The sequence below is a fragment of the Eisenbergiella sp. OF01-20 genome (genome assembly GCF_003478085.1).
Taxonomy (GTDB): domain Bacteria; phylum Bacillota; class Clostridia; order Lachnospirales; family Lachnospiraceae; genus Eisenbergiella.
The window spans coordinates 40,341-58,006 of record NZ_QUES01000032.1 but is presented as its reverse complement, the minus strand read 5'-3'; the positions used below and the strand labels follow the sequence as shown (position 1 = coordinate 58,006).

Annotated in this window: 14 protein-coding genes and 1 riboswitch; of the genes, 13 read left to right on the top strand and 1 reads right to left on the bottom strand. The window is 41.9% G+C overall.

Features of this window, described 5'->3' with window-relative positions:
• Positions 1 to 239: 239 nt before the first annotated feature.
• The 3 genes from DXA36_RS25525 to DXA36_RS25515 all read left to right on the top strand — a co-directional run bounded on the left by DXA36_RS25525 (position 240) and on the right by DXA36_RS25515 (position 3,743).
• The gene (locus DXA36_RS25525; protein WP_118682201.1) at positions 240 to 1,949 is read left to right on the top strand and encodes an ABC transporter ATP-binding protein; all 1,710 of its coding nucleotides are present in this window, start codon (positions 240 to 242) and stop codon (positions 1,947 to 1,949) included.
• A complete protein-coding gene (locus tag DXA36_RS25520; protein WP_118682200.1) occupies positions 1,942 to 2,769 on the top strand; it encodes an energy-coupling factor transporter transmembrane component T family protein in 828 nt (275 codons plus the stop codon). Before DXA36_RS25525 ends, DXA36_RS25520 begins: the two co-directional genes overlap by 8 nt.
• Positions 2,770 to 2,861: 92 nt before the next feature.
• The gene (locus tag DXA36_RS25515; protein ID WP_118682199.1) at positions 2,862 to 3,743 is read left to right on the top strand and encodes an aldose 1-epimerase family protein; all 882 of its coding nucleotides are present in this window, start codon (positions 2,862 to 2,864) and stop codon (positions 3,741 to 3,743) included.
• Between the two features lie 148 nt (positions 3,744 to 3,891).
• On the opposite strand, the gene DXA36_RS25510 is transcribed toward DXA36_RS25515, so the two are convergent.
• On the bottom strand, positions 3,892 to 4,452 hold the full coding sequence (locus tag DXA36_RS25510) for an energy-coupled thiamine transporter ThiT (protein ID WP_118682198.1): 561 nt from the start codon (positions 4,450 to 4,452) through the stop codon (positions 3,892 to 3,894).
• 149 nt (positions 4,453 to 4,601) lie between these two features.
• A riboswitch (TPP riboswitch) is annotated at positions 4,602 to 4,705 on the bottom strand.
• A 249-nt stretch (positions 4,706 to 4,954) separates the two neighbouring features.
• On the opposite strand from DXA36_RS25510, the gene DXA36_RS25505 reads away from it, so the two are divergent.
• The 10 genes from DXA36_RS25505 (at position 4,955) to DXA36_RS25460 (ending at position 17,658) form a co-directional block, all read left to right on the top strand.
• Positions 4,955 to 6,082, top strand: coding sequence for a CdaR family transcriptional regulator (locus DXA36_RS25505; protein ID WP_118682197.1), 1,128 nt, complete (start codon positions 4,955 to 4,957; stop codon positions 6,080 to 6,082).
• 201 nt (positions 6,083 to 6,283) lie between these two features.
• On the top strand, positions 6,284 to 7,537 hold the full coding sequence (locus DXA36_RS25500) for a glycerate kinase type-2 family protein (RefSeq protein WP_182479262.1): 1,254 nt from the start codon (positions 6,284 to 6,286) through the stop codon (positions 7,535 to 7,537).
• 13 nt (positions 7,538 to 7,550) lie between these two features.
• Complete coding sequence (locus tag DXA36_RS25495; RefSeq protein WP_118682196.1) at positions 7,551 to 8,453, top strand: sugar phosphate isomerase/epimerase family protein; 903 nt, start codon at positions 7,551 to 7,553, stop codon at positions 8,451 to 8,453.
• 21 nt (positions 8,454 to 8,474) lie between these two features.
• Complete coding sequence (locus tag DXA36_RS25490) at positions 8,475 to 9,866, top strand: ABC transporter substrate-binding protein (RefSeq protein WP_118682195.1); 1,392 nt, start codon at positions 8,475 to 8,477, stop codon at positions 9,864 to 9,866.
• A gap of 70 nt (positions 9,867 to 9,936) precedes the next feature.
• Positions 9,937 to 10,839, top strand: a complete 903-nt coding sequence (locus DXA36_RS25485; protein ID WP_243114742.1) for a carbohydrate ABC transporter permease — start codon at positions 9,937 to 9,939, stop codon at positions 10,837 to 10,839.
• Positions 10,832 to 11,695, top strand: a complete 864-nt coding sequence (locus DXA36_RS25480; RefSeq protein ID WP_118682194.1) for a carbohydrate ABC transporter permease — start codon at positions 10,832 to 10,834, stop codon at positions 11,693 to 11,695. Before DXA36_RS25485 ends, DXA36_RS25480 begins: the two co-directional genes overlap by 8 nt.
• 16 nt (positions 11,696 to 11,711) lie before the next feature.
• Positions 11,712 to 13,790 carry a beta-galactosidase gene (locus DXA36_RS25475; RefSeq protein WP_118682193.1) on the top strand — a complete coding sequence of 693 codons (2,079 nt, stop codon included), beginning with the start codon at positions 11,712 to 11,714 and terminating at the stop codon, positions 13,788 to 13,790.
• Between the two features lie 36 nt (positions 13,791 to 13,826).
• Positions 13,827 to 14,780: a D-2-hydroxyacid dehydrogenase gene (locus DXA36_RS25470; RefSeq protein WP_118682213.1), complete on the top strand. Its 954-nt coding sequence runs from the start codon at positions 13,827 to 13,829 to the stop codon at positions 14,778 to 14,780.
• A 202-nt stretch (positions 14,781 to 14,982) separates the two neighbouring features.
• Entirely contained in the window at positions 14,983 to 16,128 is a 1,146-nt protein-coding gene (locus DXA36_RS25465; RefSeq protein ID WP_118682192.1) for a CdaR family transcriptional regulator, read from the top strand.
• A gap of 264 nt (positions 16,129 to 16,392) precedes the next feature.
• Entirely contained in the window at positions 16,393 to 17,658 is a 1,266-nt protein-coding gene (locus tag DXA36_RS25460) for a glycerate kinase type-2 family protein (protein WP_330425100.1), read from the top strand.
• Positions 17,659 to 17,666: the final 8 nt, after the last annotated feature.

Here is a 17,666-nt window from a genome sequence, read left to right as displayed (position 1 = left end):
CCTCGGAAGATTAACTTCCTCGGAAGATTAATTTCCTGAGAAGTTCAGCTGGCAGGACGCCATACCTGCGGCACAGCAGTCCCCACGAACTTAAATTCGGGGTATAAGAGAAGAATACCGGGAGGCATAGGTTCTGCCGTGGAAACGGTTCTGAGCCTGTGCCTCCGGGACTTCCTGCCCGGATAGAATCCGTTGCCGCGGATGGCTGTACGCAGGAAGGAAAAAAAGTGAGGTAAAATATGACCCCGATTATTGAATTCAAGGATTATACATTTAAATACCGTTCTCAGGTAGAACCGACGCTGTACAATATAGACCTTGCGATATATCCGGGTGAGAAAGTCCTGATAGTGGGACCCTCCGGATCCGGAAAATCCACACTGGCCCATTGTATCAACGGTCTGGTTCCTTTTTCATTTCCGGGGGAAAGCCAGGGGACGCTGATTGTGGGGGGAGAGGATCCTTCGAAGGCAGGGATTTTTGGTATGTCCAAGCTGGTCGGCACCGTGCTTCAGGATACGGACGGACAGTTCATCGGCCTCACTGTGGCGGAGGATATCGCGTTCGCCCTGGAGAATGATTGTGTGCCTCAGGAGGAAATGTTTTCAAAGGTTGATGAAGTGGCAGAAACCGTGGATGTAAAATCACTGTTAAGCCATGCCCCCACGGAGCTGTCAGGCGGCCAGAAGCAAAGAGTTTCCATGGCCGGCGTGCTGATAGATGACGTGGACATTCTGTTATTTGATGAACCTTTGGCAAATCTTGACCCGGCAACCGGGAAAAAAGCCATAGACTTAATCGATAAAATCAGCCGGACGACCGGTAAAACCGTGCTTATTATCGAACACAGGCTGGAGGATGCCCTATACCGGGATGTGGATCGGATTGTGGTAGTGGGAGATGGCCGGATTGTCGCGGACAAAAAGCCGGACGAGCTGCTCTGTACGGACATCCTTGAGAAAGAAGGGATCCGGGAGCCGCTGTATATCACGGCTTTAAAGCATGCCGGCTGCGAAATTCTCCGGGAAACCTGTCCCCAGCATATTGAAAGTATGGATCTGGAGCCTTACAAGGAAAAGATACAGGCGTGGTACCGGAAGGCCCAGCTTCCTCCTGCCCGGCCCGGAAAGGAATCGGCCCTGGAGGTACTGGATTTGGATTTCTCCTATATTACAGGAAATCCGGTTCTCCGGAATATTGCATTTAAAATAGAAAAAGGGGAAATGCTCAGCATTGTAGGGAAAAACGGTGCAGGAAAAAGTACCCTTTCCAATCTGGTGTGCGGTTTTATTAACCCGGACAGAGGGAGCATTCTGCTGGGCGGTACGGACATTTCCACCAAATCCATAAAGGAACGGGGCGAGGTAATCGGCCTTGTCATGCAGAATCCCAATCAGATGATCAGCAAACCTATGATATATGATGAAGTGGCATTGGGGCTGGTGGTACGGGGCGTTCCCGAAGAAGAAGTGAAGGAACGGGTCTTTGAAACGCTGAAGATCTGCGGTTTGTATCCTTTTCGTAACTGGCCCGTCTCTGCACTGAGCTTCGGACAGAAAAAGAGGGTGACCATCGCCTCTATCCTCGTAATGAATCCGGAGGTCCTGATTCTGGACGAGCCTACGGCGGGACAGGATTTCAGGCATTATACGGAAATTATGGATTTTCTGAAGGAAATCAATGACCGCCTGGGGATTACCATTATGATGATCACTCACGATATGCATCTGATGCTGGAATATACGGACCGGGCTATTGTCATTGCGGACGGCGAGCTGATAGCGGACGATATCCCCGCCAGAGTATTGACCAGTGAAGCCATAGCGGATAAAGCATACCTGAAAAAGACATCGCTGTATGATCTGGCGGTGAGATGCGGGATCCCGGATCCTTCCGGTTTTGTAGAACGGTTTATCTATTATGAAAGAGAGGAGAGAGCCAATGGCTAGACTTCTGACTTATACGCCCAAGAATACCTGGATCCACCGTCTGAGCGGCGTGACGAAGATGCTGTTTTTTATTCTCTGGTCCATCGCGGGCATGCTCACCTATGATACCAGGATTCTTGCTGTCATGCTGGCCGTCAGCCTGTTGATCTTCAAGGTGTCCAAAACCGAATGGAAGCAGGTGGGGACGGTATTCAAGTTTATCCTTTTTTTCCTGTTCCTGAACCTGCTGACCGTTTTCCTTTTTTCCCCTTACCAGGGAACGGAAATCTACGGAACCAAGACGGTGCTGTTCCACATAGCGGGACGTTACAGCGTTACTACCGAGCAGTTGTTTTACGAGTTCAATATCATGCTGAAGTATTTCACCGTGGTACCGGTGGTGCTGATGTTCATGGTGACCACCAACCCCAGCGAATTTGCAGCGAGTATGAACCGTCTCGGAATCAGCTATAACGTGGGATATGCCATCGCTATTGCCCTGCGTTATGTGCCGGATGTACAATCCGATTTTACCAAAATAAAACATGCCCAGGAAGCAAGGGGAATTGAAATGTCCAACAAGGCATCCCTGTTTAAACGCCTTAAAAATATGGCTAACATTATTTTCCCTCTCATTTTTTCCAGTATGGATCGCATCGATGTGGTGAGTAATGCCATGGAGCTGAGAGGCTTCGGGAAGAAGAAAAAAAGGACGTGGTACATGGGGAAGTCCCTGGAACGCAATGATTATCTGACACTGGCTTTTGTCATCTGTTTTGTCGTGGGGGCGCTGGTGATTACGTTCTACGACGGCAACCGGTTTTATAATCCTTTCCGGTAACGGATGGGATACAAAAGCCATCCGTGTTTTGCATATTACACGAAAAATATAAGCCCTGACAGCATGGAAGGAAAGGGATAAGGAGAGCAGCTATGAATTTATCAATTACAAACGAAAAACTGCAGGTACAGATAAGCAGCAGAGGGGGCGAAATGCAGTCCATTATACGGGACGGCAGGGAGTACCTGTGGCAGGCCGATCCGCAATACTGGGATGAAAAAGCGCCTAACCTCTTTCCCTATATTGCCCGTATGACGGAAGGAAGATATACGCTGGACGGTAAAAGTTATCCCATGCCGCTCCACGGCTTTGTACATGTGACGGAACTTATTGCGGAAGAACAGACGGAGGATCGCATCGTTTTCCGGCTGGACGCCGGGGAAGAGACACGGAAACATTACCCCTATGCGTTTACCTACCGGGTAATATATGAACTGGACGGGGATGTCCTTCATATTACTTATCAGGTGGAGAATCATGATGAAAAGACTATGTATTTCGGAATCGGCGGGCATCCCGGTTTTCTGGTTCCCATGGAGGAGTCTCTTGGATTTGAAGATTATTATCTGGAATTTGCCGGCAGAAAAGAGTATGACGAACCTGTCAGAATCGGATTTTCCCCGGAGTGTTTCGTGGATGGCAGTACAGAACCTTTCCCTCTGGAAGACGGGAAAAAGATACCGTTACGGCACAGCCTCTTCGATAATGACGCCATTGTTCTGACACAGGTGCCGAAAATGGTGTCATTAAAATCAGACAGGGGTACGCGCCGTGTGACAGTGAGTTACCCGGATATGGACTATATCGGTTTCTGGCATGCCACATTAACTGAAGCACCTTATGTTTGTATAGAACCCTGGTCGTCCCTTCCTTCAAGACAGGGAGTTGTAGAGGAGCTTTCCGACCAGCCGGGCCTGGTAAGCCTGAAGGCCGGCGGTGTGTACCGGAACAGCTGGAGCATTGAGATTCAGTAAGCTTCCCAAAACGGTATATAGTTTCTGCAATATGGCGGCCCTGTCTGAATTTTAGACAGGGCCGTTTTTCAGTGTGCCTTAAGGCACGCTTTCTATGGAAGGGGCGGAGAGAGAATGGTATTTGCCCGTCATACCTTTTTTCATGGATTTAGTTACTGCCCGTAGCCATAACCTTCAGCCTTCCCATCACCTTCTCCACCGGGGGAAGGGCAATAAGGATAACGGTAAGAATCGCTTCCGGAAGAATATAGCTGAGGTTATAAAGGGTAGATGCCCAGATGGCGGCCATATTTCCCCCAAAGTCACCCACATAAGTGGTATAGAAAATAAATCCGGAAATTTCATGGAACAGGAACCGACCGGCTACGCCCACGAGATAACCCTTCAGAAGGCCGTGCTTTGATTTGCTGAAGAATCCGGAAAGACCGAGGGCGCCGAATGCCAGCGGAAAGTCCAGAAGGACCTGGGCGGGATGAACCACATAAGGCCCGGTAATAAACTGCAGCACACCATAGGCCAGAGCGGCTATGATGCCGACTTTCGGACCATACCAGTAACCGGCCAGACAGACGATTAACATGGAAAAAAGGGTGATGGATCCGCCGTTAGGCAGGCTGGGCAGCTTGATAACGGTGGCGATGACGGTTGCCAGGGCAATGGCAACGCCGGAATAAACGACTTGCTTTACGGTGATAGAACTTTTGCTCATAAAAAAACCTCCTTGGTATTCGTACGCAAAGAGGGGAAACAATGACTGCAACGGCGGCAATAACTTTTATAATTATTACGCAGACAATTACAATCATATGACGTTCCTGTGTAAAGACAAATAATAGAAGGTATAAGTTGATCTTATTTGCTTTTACAAAGGTGCTTCCTTACGCCGGTATTACCCGGGTCAAGTGGTAAGGGTCAGAAACCATCGGTTTCAGTCTCAGCAATCGGCTCCCCTAGCGTGCATCTGTATTAAATTCTTATTTACTATAAACTGGCAACACAAAAAAGTCAAGTATGTACTGAGAAAAGTGTACTTCTGCAGCTGTTAATTATAACGAAACATAGAATAAGGTCAGAATATAATGGAAGATGTTGGCGCTTTAGCAAATATGGTAAATATTATATACTAATGTTAATAATTATTTCTAGCCAGATTAAGAAAATACATATATACTATTAATTAGTAGTAAATAGAACTGGCAGGTATATTAAAGATGATTGACAGGTTGTTTGCGGAACGTTTAATAGATAAACTATCACAGTTTACGGAATATAATATTAATATTATGGACGAGGACGGGATTATCATAGCGAGCAGAATGAAGGAAAGGGTCGGTACTTTCCATGAGGTAGCATTTCAGCTGATGAAAGGAGATGAGGACAGCAGGGTTGTAACGAAAGAAGATTCGGATAAAGGCGTAAAATGCGGTGTTAATATGGTGGTTCATGTAAATAAAAGAAAAGAAGGCGTAGTTGGTTTGTCAGGTGATCCAAGGGAAATAATGCCGGTGGCAAAAATTGTTAAGATGTCTGTAGAATTAATGCTGGAGTATGAATCCTATAAATTTGAAAGCTTGAGAAAATATAATTTAAAGGAACAGCTGATACACCTGATTTTGTATAGTGATGATTTTGTCAGAGAGGATTTAACAAAATATATTGTTGCATTGAATCTGGAAGAAGATATGGTGCGTGTGCCTATTTTGATAGAATGTAAGGACAGTACGGTGAGCGGGGAAAAACTAAGACAGCTTCTGGAGGACAACAAATATTTTTCAAGACAGGATTTTGTTGACATTACCAGGGAAGGTTTTTTGGTGATTTTTAAATCCATTGACTGCCCGATCGGATATATCATGCAGGATTACAAATATATGATTGCAGAGTATCTCGCTGCCTTTCTGCAGTATATCAGGCATGCGGATATTAAGTCAGGGATATATATAGGGCCTTTACAAAATGACATCATGTACTATCGTCAGGCCTATCTGTATTGCCTGTGGATGCAGAAAAATATAAGAAAATCAGGAAGCTTTTATTTTTATGATTATATAGTGAAATATCTGGAGTCAATGGCATCAATGACAGAATTCCATACGCTGTTTTTGATGCTCAAGCAGAAGCTGGGACAAAAGTTTATTGATAATTATCTTGAAACGATAGGTGCTTTAATTGAAAAGGAATATAACCTGAATAATGCCAGTGACTGGCTGCATGTACATAAGAATACGCTGGTGTACAGGCTGGATAAAATCAGGGAAATTCTTAACATGAATCCTCTTGCGAAAAATTCGGACAGGGAATTTATGGAATGCTTTTATTATTATCTTTTGAGAAAATAGAAAACTGAAAATTCAAATGAGGAATGAGAAATAGTTTCATTCCTTTTTTATTTGTATTGACAACACAAAAAAAGGCGGAATTCTTTGTAGAAGGAGGACGAGAAGATTTCGTGAAGCATGACTATAATTAATTTATACAAAACAGCAGTGAGCAAATCAATACCTTGCTTATGAAAGAAAGCAGAGGTGTATGGACAGAGAATGAGAGCAGAATACAGGGACGCTGAAATAATTATCCGTAAGGCTATTGAAGAAGTAATGCCGGATAAAGCAGTCCGAACCGTATTGAATAAAAGAAAGAGCCTGGAAAATGTTTATGTAGTGTCAATCGGAAAAGCAGCCTGGAAAATGGCATATACATGTCAGGAAATTCTTGGCGAGCACATTAGAAAAGGTATTATTCTTACAAAATACGGTCATGCAGAAAAACCGCTTGATAAATTTGAAATTATTGAAGCGGGTCACCCTATACCTGATAATAATTCAATTGCCGGAACGCAGAAGATTATTGACATGGTTAAGACGCTGACAGAAAAAGATAATATTATTTTTTTATTATCCGGAGGAGGTTCCTCTTTATTTGAAAAACCAATTCGTGGAATTACGTTGGAAGATCTCCAGGAAGTAACACAGCAATGTTTAAAATGCGGGGCTGATATTACAGAAATAAATACGATAAGAAAAAGGTTATCGGATGTCAAGGGCGGGAAATTTGCTGCATATTGTGCGCCTGCCAGAGTTTATGCAATTGTATTGTCAGATATTCTGGGAGATAAACTGGATATGATAGCCTCAGGACCAGCTTATGCAGACACATCTACATGTGAGGATGCCTTTCATATTATTCAAAAATACGATCTGAAGTTAAAAGAAAATATTCTTTCTGCTTTAAAAGAAGAAACACCGAGATACGTGAATAATGTAGAAACATATTTGACAGGCAGTGTAAGCGAATTCTGTAAAGCAGCAGCGAAGTATGCAAAAGAATTGGGATACATTCCCTATATTTTGTCCGATACATTAGACTGTGAGGCAAAAGAAGCCGGAAGATTCATCGCATCTATTGCACGTACTGTATTAGAAAAGAAAGAATACAGTTTAAAAACGCCGTGTGCGGTAATAGTAGGCGGGGAGACAGTGGTTAAAGTTTCCGGGAGGGGAAAAGGCGGCAGGAATCAGGAAATAGCGTTAAGCGCCGCAGAAGGAATAAGGGATTTGGAAAATGTGGTAGTATTTTCAATCAGTTCAGACGGCACAGATGGACCAACGGATGCAGCCGGCGGAATTGTGAATGGAAAAACAGCCGAAGAGTTGGAAGCTCTGGGAATAAAATGTGAAGAGGCATTAAGAAATAATGATTCTTATCATGCCTTGGAAAAGATAGGGGGATTAATTAAAACCGGTGCAACAGGAACTAATGTGAATGATATAGCAGTCATTCTTTGCAAAGCATAAGGAGGGAAGTGTTATGAAGGATTCGATACATAAGTATTTCCAAATTGGGACAATTCAGTGGATGAGTCATCCCCCTGCAGACTATGAGGTGTTGGATTCCATTAAAACTATCTGCTGCGATGATTACTTTGATGTGTTGGAAGTAACGCAGATGAAAGAAGAGGCAGTACGTGAGAGTGCAAGGAGAATGCTGGAGCAGTCACACATAAAAGTGTGCTATGGAGCACAGCCAAGGCTGCTGGGGCCGGGATTGAATCCAAATGATATCGATGAAAATGGCAGACTTAAGGCAGAAAAAACTCTTATGGATGCTGTGGATGAAGCTGAATATTTAGGGGCGGGAGGTATTGCTTTTCTGGCCGGGAAATGGGAAGAAAAGACAAAAGAAAAAGCATATCAGCAACTTTTGAAAACTACAAAAAATGTATGTGATTATGCGGCTGGAAAAGGGATGACAGTCGAACTGGAAGTATTTGACTATGATATGGATAAGGCGGCCTTAATAGGTCCGGCGCCTTATGCAGCAAAATTTGCAGCTGATATGAAATGTATGTGCAGTAACTTTGGCCTTATTGTGGATTTATCTCATTTCCCAACCACATATGAGACTTCAAAATTTGTTATACAGACATTGCGGCCCTTTATAACACATTTTCATATTGGTAATGCTGTTGTGAAGGAAGGGTATGAAGCATATGGCGATCAGCATCCCAGATTTGGTTTCCCCGGGGGTGCGAACGATACGCAGCAGCTATTGGATTTCTTTAAGATACTGAAAGAAGAGGGATTCTTCGATCAAGAGAATCCATACGTCCTTTCCTTGGAGGTAAAACCCTGGAATGGAGAGAATGGGGATTTAGTTTTAGCAGGTACAAAGAGAGTTATCAATAGAGCATGGGCTCTTTTAGATGATTAAAATAAGAGGAGGATATGAACTATGAAGAGAAGGTTTATGGCATGCGTATTGGCCGGTATATTGGCGGCAACTGCTTTGGGTGGTTGCTCAGGAACAACTGAGACAGTAGACGGCGGAGATGAAGTGACGGAAAATGTGGAAAATAAGGGGGCGGAAGATGTAGTTAATGAAGTTGGAAACGAGGAACAGATTACATTGAAGTTTGCAACGGGAGCTTCCGAATGTGTTACAGCACTGAATACCATTTTTTCAAATTATAATAGCGAACATCCCAATGTTACTGTTGAAGTAACCGTTCTTCCGGGAGGTGTTGCCGGATTTAATTCCGCAATGGCCTCCAAATTGGCAGCAGGCGATGCACCGGATCTTTTCCAGTATCAGTGGGGATCGCAGATTAACACATATGCAAAGGGAGGTAATTTACTGGATATTACTGATATAGGAATCCGGGATACCATTCAGGATATTAAAAAACCGATGAATGTTTATAATGGAAAGGATTATGCATATCCGGTTGAATTTTCTTTATGGGGATTAATGTATAATACTGACATTGCTGAAAAGGCGGGAATTACAGAGACTCCGAAGACATTCGACGAATTTCTGGCGGATATGGACAAAATGAAAGCCAATGGATTGGAATATCCATTTATAGTTCCGGCAAAGGATGGTTCGGGGGCTACAGGTTTTGTATTCTGTTATCTTCATCAGATAGTTTCCGGTAAGAATCCTGACTTTTATTATCAGTGCTGTACGGGTGATAAAAGCTGGGACGGTGAAGAATGGAGAACATTATTTGAGACGTATGAAAAAATCCTGGAATATGCAAATCCTGACAGTCTTGGACTGGATGTAGACAATGCTTTAACCAGATTTGCAAGAGAAGAAGGCGCTTTTATGGTAAGCGGTCCAAGCACCATTAAAAAGCTTGAAGAAATGAACCCTGAGTTAGAAGGAAAACTCAAGTACATACCATTCCCTTTATATGACAGTGAAGATGAATATAAAACGATTGCAGATTTTGATTCATGTATATCCATCTGGTCGGGAACAAAATATAAGGAGGCGGCAATTGATGTTTATAAATATTTATACCTGCCTGAGAATAATACGCTGCTTGCCGAAGCAAGAAATGCAGTTCCTATTGTAAAAGGTGCGGATACAAGCTTTGTTGATGCATCCCTGCAGGATCAGATTCCCATTCTGAATGAAGGAAAATATGTAGGTTATTCTGAGAGAGAATGGATTCCCGGAATAAAGGAAATCATGAAAACTATTGTTCAGGAATGGATCGGAGGAACAGATCTGGATACTACTCTTGCAAACTTGGAAAAAGAGCATCAGAGACTTTTGGATGCTGATAAAGAATTTTTGACAGGATTTGAAGAATTAAGATCCAGTATGAGAGAATAGGAAAATAGCAGGCCTATGCTCCTGGGATTAAGGGCATGGGCCTGTTTCACTAAGGAAGGGCGCATTCTATATGAATCATAATAAAAGAAAAAAAATATCCGTGTCAGCTCTAAATATTTTTCAATACGGGATAATGTTTCTGCCAATGTTAATACTGTTTTTGATTTTTTCTACGTATCCTGTAGTTGAAGGGGTTTTTTTCAGCTTTACGGATTGGGATGGTTTAAACCCCAAATTTAACTTTATTGGTTTGCAGAATTATAAAACTTTTTTTCATGATTTTGTTGTTTTAAAACCGCTTTACAATACGTTTATATACGCTTTCTGGGTGACTGTTATTCAGAATATTTGTGCGCTGGCCCTGGCATTAGCTTTAAACCAGAAATTTAAGACTAAAAATCTTTTAAGGACATTTATTTTTGTGCCGGTAGTATTGAGTTCACTGATTGTAGGTTATATTTGGAGCTATCTTTTTACGGAACCAATTGCCATGCTGGGTGACATGCTGGGTATCGAAGTTATGAAATATAATCTGCTTGGTAATAAAGCAACCTCTCTGGCAGCCGGTATTTTTGTTTCGGTATGGAAAGGGGTAGGATATACAATGGTTATATATCTGGCCGGCCTTCAAAATATCGATAAGGAAATTAAAGAAGCGGCGCTGGTAGACGGGGCCAAAGGATTTCAGCATTTCCGTTATATTACTTTTCCTCTGATTGCTCCTTCCTTTACAATTAATATTGTACTGGTTATGGAGGGTGCCTTCAAACAATTTGATTTGATATTTGCACTGACAGGAGGCGGGCCGGGAAATTCCAGTGAGCTATTGTCATTGACAATCTATCGTGAATCGTTTGAATTCTATCGGGCGGGTTACGGTACTACAATGGGGGTAATTCTGGCGCTCATCATTATAGTGCTTTCACTATTTGAACTGGTCGTTCTGAGAAAGAGGGAGAATAACATTGGATAATAAGCAGATAGTAAAGAAAAAAAACAGCATAAGTCCGGTGAAGGTAAGAAGAACTGTCAGTGAAATACTGATGATTTTATTCACCTGTGTTTTTCTGTTCCCGTTTTATGTTATGATTGTTTTAGCGGTCAAAACACCTTCTCAGGCATTAATGAATCCTTTATCATTTCCAACAAGCTTTGAGCTTTCTAACTTTATAAAGGCTTGGCAGATGACTAATTTTCCGAGAACCTTTTTTAATACTTTTATTATTACGGCAGTAAGCGTAATTTTAATAGTTCTTGTGACCGGTATGGGAACCTTTGTTATGCACAGAACAAAAAACAGGTTTGTCCGGAATCTATATTATTTTTTCATTGCAGGGCTAATGATACCATTTTATCTGTCACTCAGTCCTTCAGTAAAATTGATGAAAAATTTAAATCTTATGGATTCAATTCCTGGTATATGTATTTCTTATATCGGAAGAAATATTCCCTTTGCCGTATTTCTTTTTATGGGGTTTATTAAAAGTGTGCCGAATGATTTGGCGGAATCTGCTGTAATTGACGGCTGCAGTCCTTTTAAGATGTATTGGAAAATTTATTTTCCCTTATTAAAACATGTGGTTTCTACATTAATAATATTGGATACGATGTCAATCTGGAACGACTTCCTGTATCCGTTGTTGATTTTGCAGACGAAGAAACATCAGACATTGACATTAGTGCAATATGTTTTCAGGAGCGAAGCAAGTACACAATGGAATTTAATTTTTGCAAGCTATTTGTTGTCAATGCTTCCCTTATTGATTACATATTTTGCATTACAGAAGAATATTGTTGAAGGAATTGCAGCAGGTGCTGTGAAGGGATAAAGGAGAGAGAAAACTTATGAGTACAGAAAAAACGATTGATTTTGGTGCCGTATACTTTAGATATTCCGCTCCGGCAGAACGCGACTGGGAGAATGATTACAAAAAAGCCGCAGAAGACGGAATTACTCATTTCAGACATTGGTTTCCCTGGGCAGCAATTGAAACCTCTCCTGGAGTATTTAATTGGGAACCGTATGATAAGCTGATAGCTTTGGGAAATAAGTATGGGATACGGACCGTTATAGCGGAGATGTCTACAATCATTCCGGATTGGTTTTTTGCGGAGAATCAGGATGCAAGAATTACTGATAAAAACGGAAATAAAAAATTTAATAAAATGAATGACAGTTCCATGGCCGGAGGAACGCATTCCATGTGTATGGATCACAAGGAGGTCCGGGATGGGGTGGCCGGATTCCTGCAGGCTATGGGGGAACATTACAGAGGCGTTGATGGTATTCTTGGGTATGACGTGTGGAATGAATGTTCTTTATACAGTCCGGATGGCTTATGTTATTGTGATGCAACGGAAAGAGAATTCCAGGAGTGGCTGAAAAATAAATACGGGACACTGGATAAGCTTCACAGCGTATGGTGCCGGCATAGCTATACAGACTGGTCACAGATCAGATTGCCCAGAATGACAGGGCCTCATCCGGAATTTTTTGATATGATCCGCTTCCAGAATGATCAGCAGGAAAGATGGTTCCAATTTAGAATTGATGTTTTAAGGCAGGCGGATTCTACCCATAATATTATTGCGCACGGTAATGCCAAGGCACATAGCGATATAGCCACATGCTGTGGAGATGATTGGAGATATGCAAAGCATCCAGATATTTTTGGATATACTCTCTGGTATGAAAATAAATGCAGCGCGTTAATGGGTGGAGATATGATCCGATCTGCATCCGGAGACAAAGAATTCTGGAGGGCAGAGGCCATAGGTGATGCAACCTGGGAAAATAGAAGCGATAAAACGGATGCAGAAACCAAAAAAGATGAAATGGCATTTCCCGAAAATATTCGAATGGATGCATTAATGAGTATCGGAACAGGGGCATCTGCATTTATTAATCCCCGTTACAGGGGACTTAATGAGGGACATTTATTTCAGGCATATGGATGGTATGCGCCGAATGGAGATCGGACAGTAAGGTCGGAGGAAATTAAAAAGCTTGCAGCCTGGTGCCATGATAAGGCTACAGCAGAGTTGTGGAAGGCGAAACCGGTTAAGGGACAGGTTGGCTTATTGCTTCTGGAAGATGCGCAGGCCCTTTGTTATTCATTATTTAATGATACTAATATTTATTCAGATTGTCTGAAAGGATGCTATCAGGCATTTGTGGATTCCGGGATCCAGGCTGATATTATCAGAATGACGCAGATCGATAATTATGATATGATATATATTCCTTATCCTGTGGGAATCTCTGACCGGGATATGAAGAAACTGCTGGTCTGGACCAAGGGAGGAGGCACGCTGATCAGTGAAGGATGCTTCGGCTATTTTAATGATTGCGGGCATGCGATTGAAACAATGCAGCCTAACCGGGGTTTTGAAGATGTATTTGGATGTATACAGACTTCTGTTCACCTTGGGCCGGATGCCAATAAGAATATAACCATTGATTCAATGCATGGAAAAATCAATGCAGGTGTTTACCGGCAGGTATTCCAAGTTACCCAGGGAAAAGCGGAAGGATATTATTCAAACGGGGAAATTGCAATTGTCTCCAGTAATTGCGGAAAAGGAAAAGCCATGCTTGTAGGCTCCATGCCAGGCTATGGATATCAGCATCATGCAAATGAGGTCAGCAGACGATGGTTTTCATCACTTTTAAGATTTGCAGGTATGCAGCCTGCGGCATTTGCTCCATATAATCAGGAGGTCACGATCCGTCTTTGGGAAAACTGTGATAATAAATATGCCTGGATCTATAATTTTTCAGATATGGAGCAGAGTGTGGAAGCCGTATTCTCAGACAGAATAGAAAATCCGGTGCTTTTAAGGGGGATTGAATTCAAACAATCAGATAATAACAGTGTGAATGTCCGAATAGCTCGGAAGGATGTTGCAGTTATAAGAATTTAGAATGTAACAGACAAAAAAATGGGAGATAAGTTGAATATGAAAATTGTGATTTTAGATGGATATACGGAAAATCCCGGAGATTTAAGCTGGGAAGGGTTTGAAAGTCTTGGTGAATTAACTGTATATGACAGAACAGCGAAGGAAGATGTAATAGATAGAATTGGGGATGCCGATGCAGTGATTGTGAATAAGACTCCGCTGGATAAGGCTGTTTTTGAGGCATGCCCCCAAATTAAATATGTTGGTGTTTTAGCAACCGGTTATAATGTGATTGACATAAAGGCTGCAAGAGAGCGTGGGATACCAGTATGTAACATTCCTACATATGGAACAACGGCAGTTGCTCAGATGACTTTCGCTTTATTGCTTGAAATCTGCCACCATGTTATGGAACATTCCGAAGCTGTAAAAAAAGGTGAATGGTCCAATAATGCAGACTGGTGTTTTTGGAAATATCCATTGATGGAACTGGCCGGAAAGAAAATGGGAATTATTGGATTTGGCCGTATTGGACAGGCAATAGGCAAATTAGCGGTAGCTTTTGGCATGGATGTGCTTGCATATGATGCCCATCAGAACGAAAGCGGAAAAGAGATCGGAACTTATGTAACTTTGGATGAGCTGCTGAAAGAAGCAGATGTTATTTCGTTAAATTGTCCTTTGTTTCCGGAAACGGAGGGGATTATTAATGAGAAAAATATTAATAAGATGAAGGAGGGAGTAATTCTTATTAATACAAGCAGGGGACCGCTGATTAATGAAGAAGATCTTGCAAAGGCGCTGCAGGACGGAAAGGTATACGCGGCAGCCTGCGATGTGGTGTCAACAGAGCCAATCAGACCGGATAATCCGCTGCTGGGATGCTATAACAGTATTTTAACTCCTCATATTGCCTGGGCGCCTAAGGAAAGCAGACAGAGACTGATGGATATTGCGGTTGCAAATCTTAAAGCTTTTATTGAAGGCAAATGGATAAATGTGGTGAATTAAAACTAATTGTTTGTGGAAAAGCTGCAGGGAATGCTCTGGCAGCTTTTCCTATTCATTTGAATCGAAAAGTATTTTATCTTTGTATTCCAGAACCAAAAACCATATCCTGTTTTGTTTTTCAAAACCTAATTGTTATTTATAGAAAATGTTATCATACATAAATAACAATCGGACAAAACAGCAGAGGAATTTGGAGAATATAATGATTGATGCATTACTGGCGAAAAAATTCATTGAAAGAATCACCCAATATACAGAATATAATGTTAACATAATGGACGAAAAGGGAATTATTATCGCCAGTAAAAACACCTCCAGGATCGGAACGTACCACGAAGTGGCTCTGCAGATTATCCGGGGTGATAAGGACACTATCATAGTTGACAATGAGAACACCCAGTTTGGTGTAAAAAAAGGCGTCAACATGGCGATTTATTATAAAAAGCGGAAAGAAGGAGTCATTGGAATAACAGGGGAACCGGATGCGGTTATGCCGATTGCATTGGTCATCAAGATGTCGGTGGAGGTCATGCTGGAGCATGAACTGTTTAAGTATGAGAAGATGCAGAGGCGGAATCTGAAGGAACAGCTTTTAAATATTATTCTTTATAATGAAGATCTGCAAAGGGAGGACTGGGAGCGTTTTATGGAGCCATTGCAGCTAAAGGAAGATATAATCAGGATGCCGGTGCTGATAAATATACAAAGCGGCCAGGAACTGAGGGAAAATGTGCTGAGTGCCTTCAGAAATGGCAGGGAGCATTCCTCCCAGGATCTAATCTGTCTGACCAGGGACGGGGATATCCTTCTGTATAAAGCCCTGAACCATCCTCTGCCGGAATTGATGAAAAATTACAAATATGTAGTAGGGGAAGCTATCGGGGATGGACTGCGGTATATGCGGAGTGCAGGTTGTTCTTTTACCGTCTATGTAGGATCCTTCCAGACTGATTTTATGAATTACCGTATGGGATACATTCACTGCAGATGGCTGAAGAAGAATATGGGAAAGGGAGGCAGCTTCTATTTTTATGATCACTGCAATATGTATTTTATGTCGGTACTCCCACTGACGGAGCTGCAGGTAGCTTATTATACCATTGAAAAAAATTTCGAGGATAAATTCGTTGAGAGCTTTAAGGAGATTATGGAAGCGCTGCGCATGGCGAATTTTAATCTCGGTGATGCGAGTAAGCTTTTGCATGTACATAAAAATACCCTGATTTACCGGCTGGATAAAATAAGGGAAACCTTGAACGTGGATCCTCTTGGCAACAATAAAGATAGGGAATTTGTAAATGGCTTTTATTTTTATCTGAAAAGAAAAGAACAGATATACCAAGTCTGATAAGCCCCATTTCCTGGAAGCGGTACGGCGGCGTAACAATAACTTCTGTGTGGGTCTGCCCGGAGATGTATAAAACAGTAAAGCGATGCCTGACTTTTTGTATTTAAAAAACAAAAAAGCCAGGCATCTTTGTTTGCACAAACATGGGAAAAAAGGGTTCCTCTTTCTATAATATAAACACAACATCAGCAAGAGAGGGAATAACAAACAGGACGGAATTTAATGAAAATTAAAAAAATATTTGCTTAAGTGAGGAAAGCAGAGGTGTATAAACAGAAAATGGATATAGAATATCGGGACGCTGAAATAATAATCCAAAAGGCAATTAAAGAGGTATTGCCTGATAAGGCGGTCCGTACCGTATTGAGTGACAGAAAAAGCATAGAGAATGTTTATGTTGTAGCAGTGGGGAAAGCAGCATGGAAAATGGCCAATACATGTCAGGAGATACTGGGAGATCAGATTCGTAAAGGAGTTATCCTGACAAAGTATGGACATTCAAAGCAGAAGTTGAAGAACTTTGAAATTATTGAAGCTGGTCATCCGATTCCGGACAATAATTCAATTATGGGTACTCAAAAAATAATTGATATGGTAAAGGGATTATCAGCAAAAGATAATATCTTATTCCTGCTCTCTGGCGGCGGTTCTTCTTTATTTGAGAAACCCGTTCAGGGAATTACTTTAAAAGATATTCAGGAAGTTACTCAACAGTGTTTAAATTGTGGAGCCAGTATTACGGAAATTAATACAATAAGAAAAAGGTTATCCGATGTAAAAGGTGGAAAGTTTGCAGCGTACTGTGCACCGGCAAAAATATATGCGATTGTATTGTCTGATATTCTGGGTGATAAACTGGATATGATTGCTTCAGGGCCGGCTTATGCGGATACTTCTACGTGTGAAGATGCATTCAGTATTATACAAAAATATGGATTAAAGTTAAAGGAGCATATTTTATATGCTTTAAAAAAGGAAACGCCTAGATGTGTGGATAATGTGGAAACATATTTGACAGGCAGTGTCAGCGAGTTTTGCAAAGCTGCGGCTAAATACGCGAATGAATTAGGATATAAGCCATATATTTTATCCAATACTCTTGATTGTGAGGCGAGGGAGGCGGGAAAATTCATTGCTTCTATAGCACATACTGTAGTGGAAAAGAAAGATTATAGCATAAAACCACCCTGTGCGATCATTGTGGGAGGAGAAACTATTGTAAAAGTTTTTGGTAATGGGAAAGGCGGCAGGAATCAGGAAATTGTATTGAGTGCAGCAGAGGGAATACGAGGGTTGGATAATGTGGTTATTTTTGCAATCAGTTCTGACGGAACGGACGGGCCCACGGATGCGGCCGGAGGAATTGTGGATGGCAGAACTGCAGAAAAGCTGGAAGCATTAGGAGTTAGCTGTGAAGATGTATTAAAAAATAACGATTCTTATCATGCACTTGATAAAATCGGGAATCTAATCAGGACAGGAGCTACAGGAACCAATGTAAATGATATAGCAGTTATTCTATGTAAATAACGTGAGGT

What these genes read in the sequence shown, in the direction of transcription:
- DXA36_RS25465 (WP_118682192.1), top strand. Translation starts at nt 14,983, where the DNA reads ATGATTGATGCATTACTGGCGAAAAAATTCATTGAAAGAATCACCCAA.
- DXA36_RS25490 (WP_118682195.1), top strand. Translation starts at nt 8,475, where the DNA reads ATGAAGAGAAGGTTTATGGCATGCGTATTGGCCGGTATATTGGCGGCA.
- DXA36_RS25495 (WP_118682196.1), top strand. Translation starts at nt 7,551, where the DNA reads ATGAAGGATTCGATACATAAGTATTTCCAAATTGGGACAATTCAGTGG.
- DXA36_RS25520 (WP_118682200.1), top strand. Translation starts at nt 1,942, where the DNA reads ATGGCTAGACTTCTGACTTATACGCCCAAGAATACCTGGATCCACCGT.
- DXA36_RS25505 (WP_118682197.1), top strand. Translation starts at nt 4,955, where the DNA reads ATGATTGACAGGTTGTTTGCGGAACGTTTAATAGATAAACTATCACAG.
- DXA36_RS25500 (WP_182479262.1), top strand. Translation starts at nt 6,284, where the DNA reads ATGAGAGCAGAATACAGGGACGCTGAAATAATTATCCGTAAGGCTATT.
- DXA36_RS25485 (WP_243114742.1), top strand. Translation starts at nt 9,937, where the DNA reads ATGAATCATAATAAAAGAAAAAAAATATCCGTGTCAGCTCTAAATATT.
- DXA36_RS25510 (WP_118682198.1), bottom strand. Translation starts at nt 4,452, where the DNA reads ATGAGCAAAAGTTCTATCACCGTAAAGCAAGTCGTTTATTCCGGCGTT.
- DXA36_RS25470 (WP_118682213.1), top strand. Translation starts at nt 13,827, where the DNA reads ATGAAAATTGTGATTTTAGATGGATATACGGAAAATCCCGGAGATTTA.
- DXA36_RS25515 (WP_118682199.1), top strand. Translation starts at nt 2,862, where the DNA reads ATGAATTTATCAATTACAAACGAAAAACTGCAGGTACAGATAAGCAGC.
- DXA36_RS25525 (WP_118682201.1), top strand. Translation starts at nt 240, where the DNA reads ATGACCCCGATTATTGAATTCAAGGATTATACATTTAAATACCGTTCT.
- DXA36_RS25475 (WP_118682193.1), top strand. Translation starts at nt 11,712, where the DNA reads ATGAGTACAGAAAAAACGATTGATTTTGGTGCCGTATACTTTAGATAT.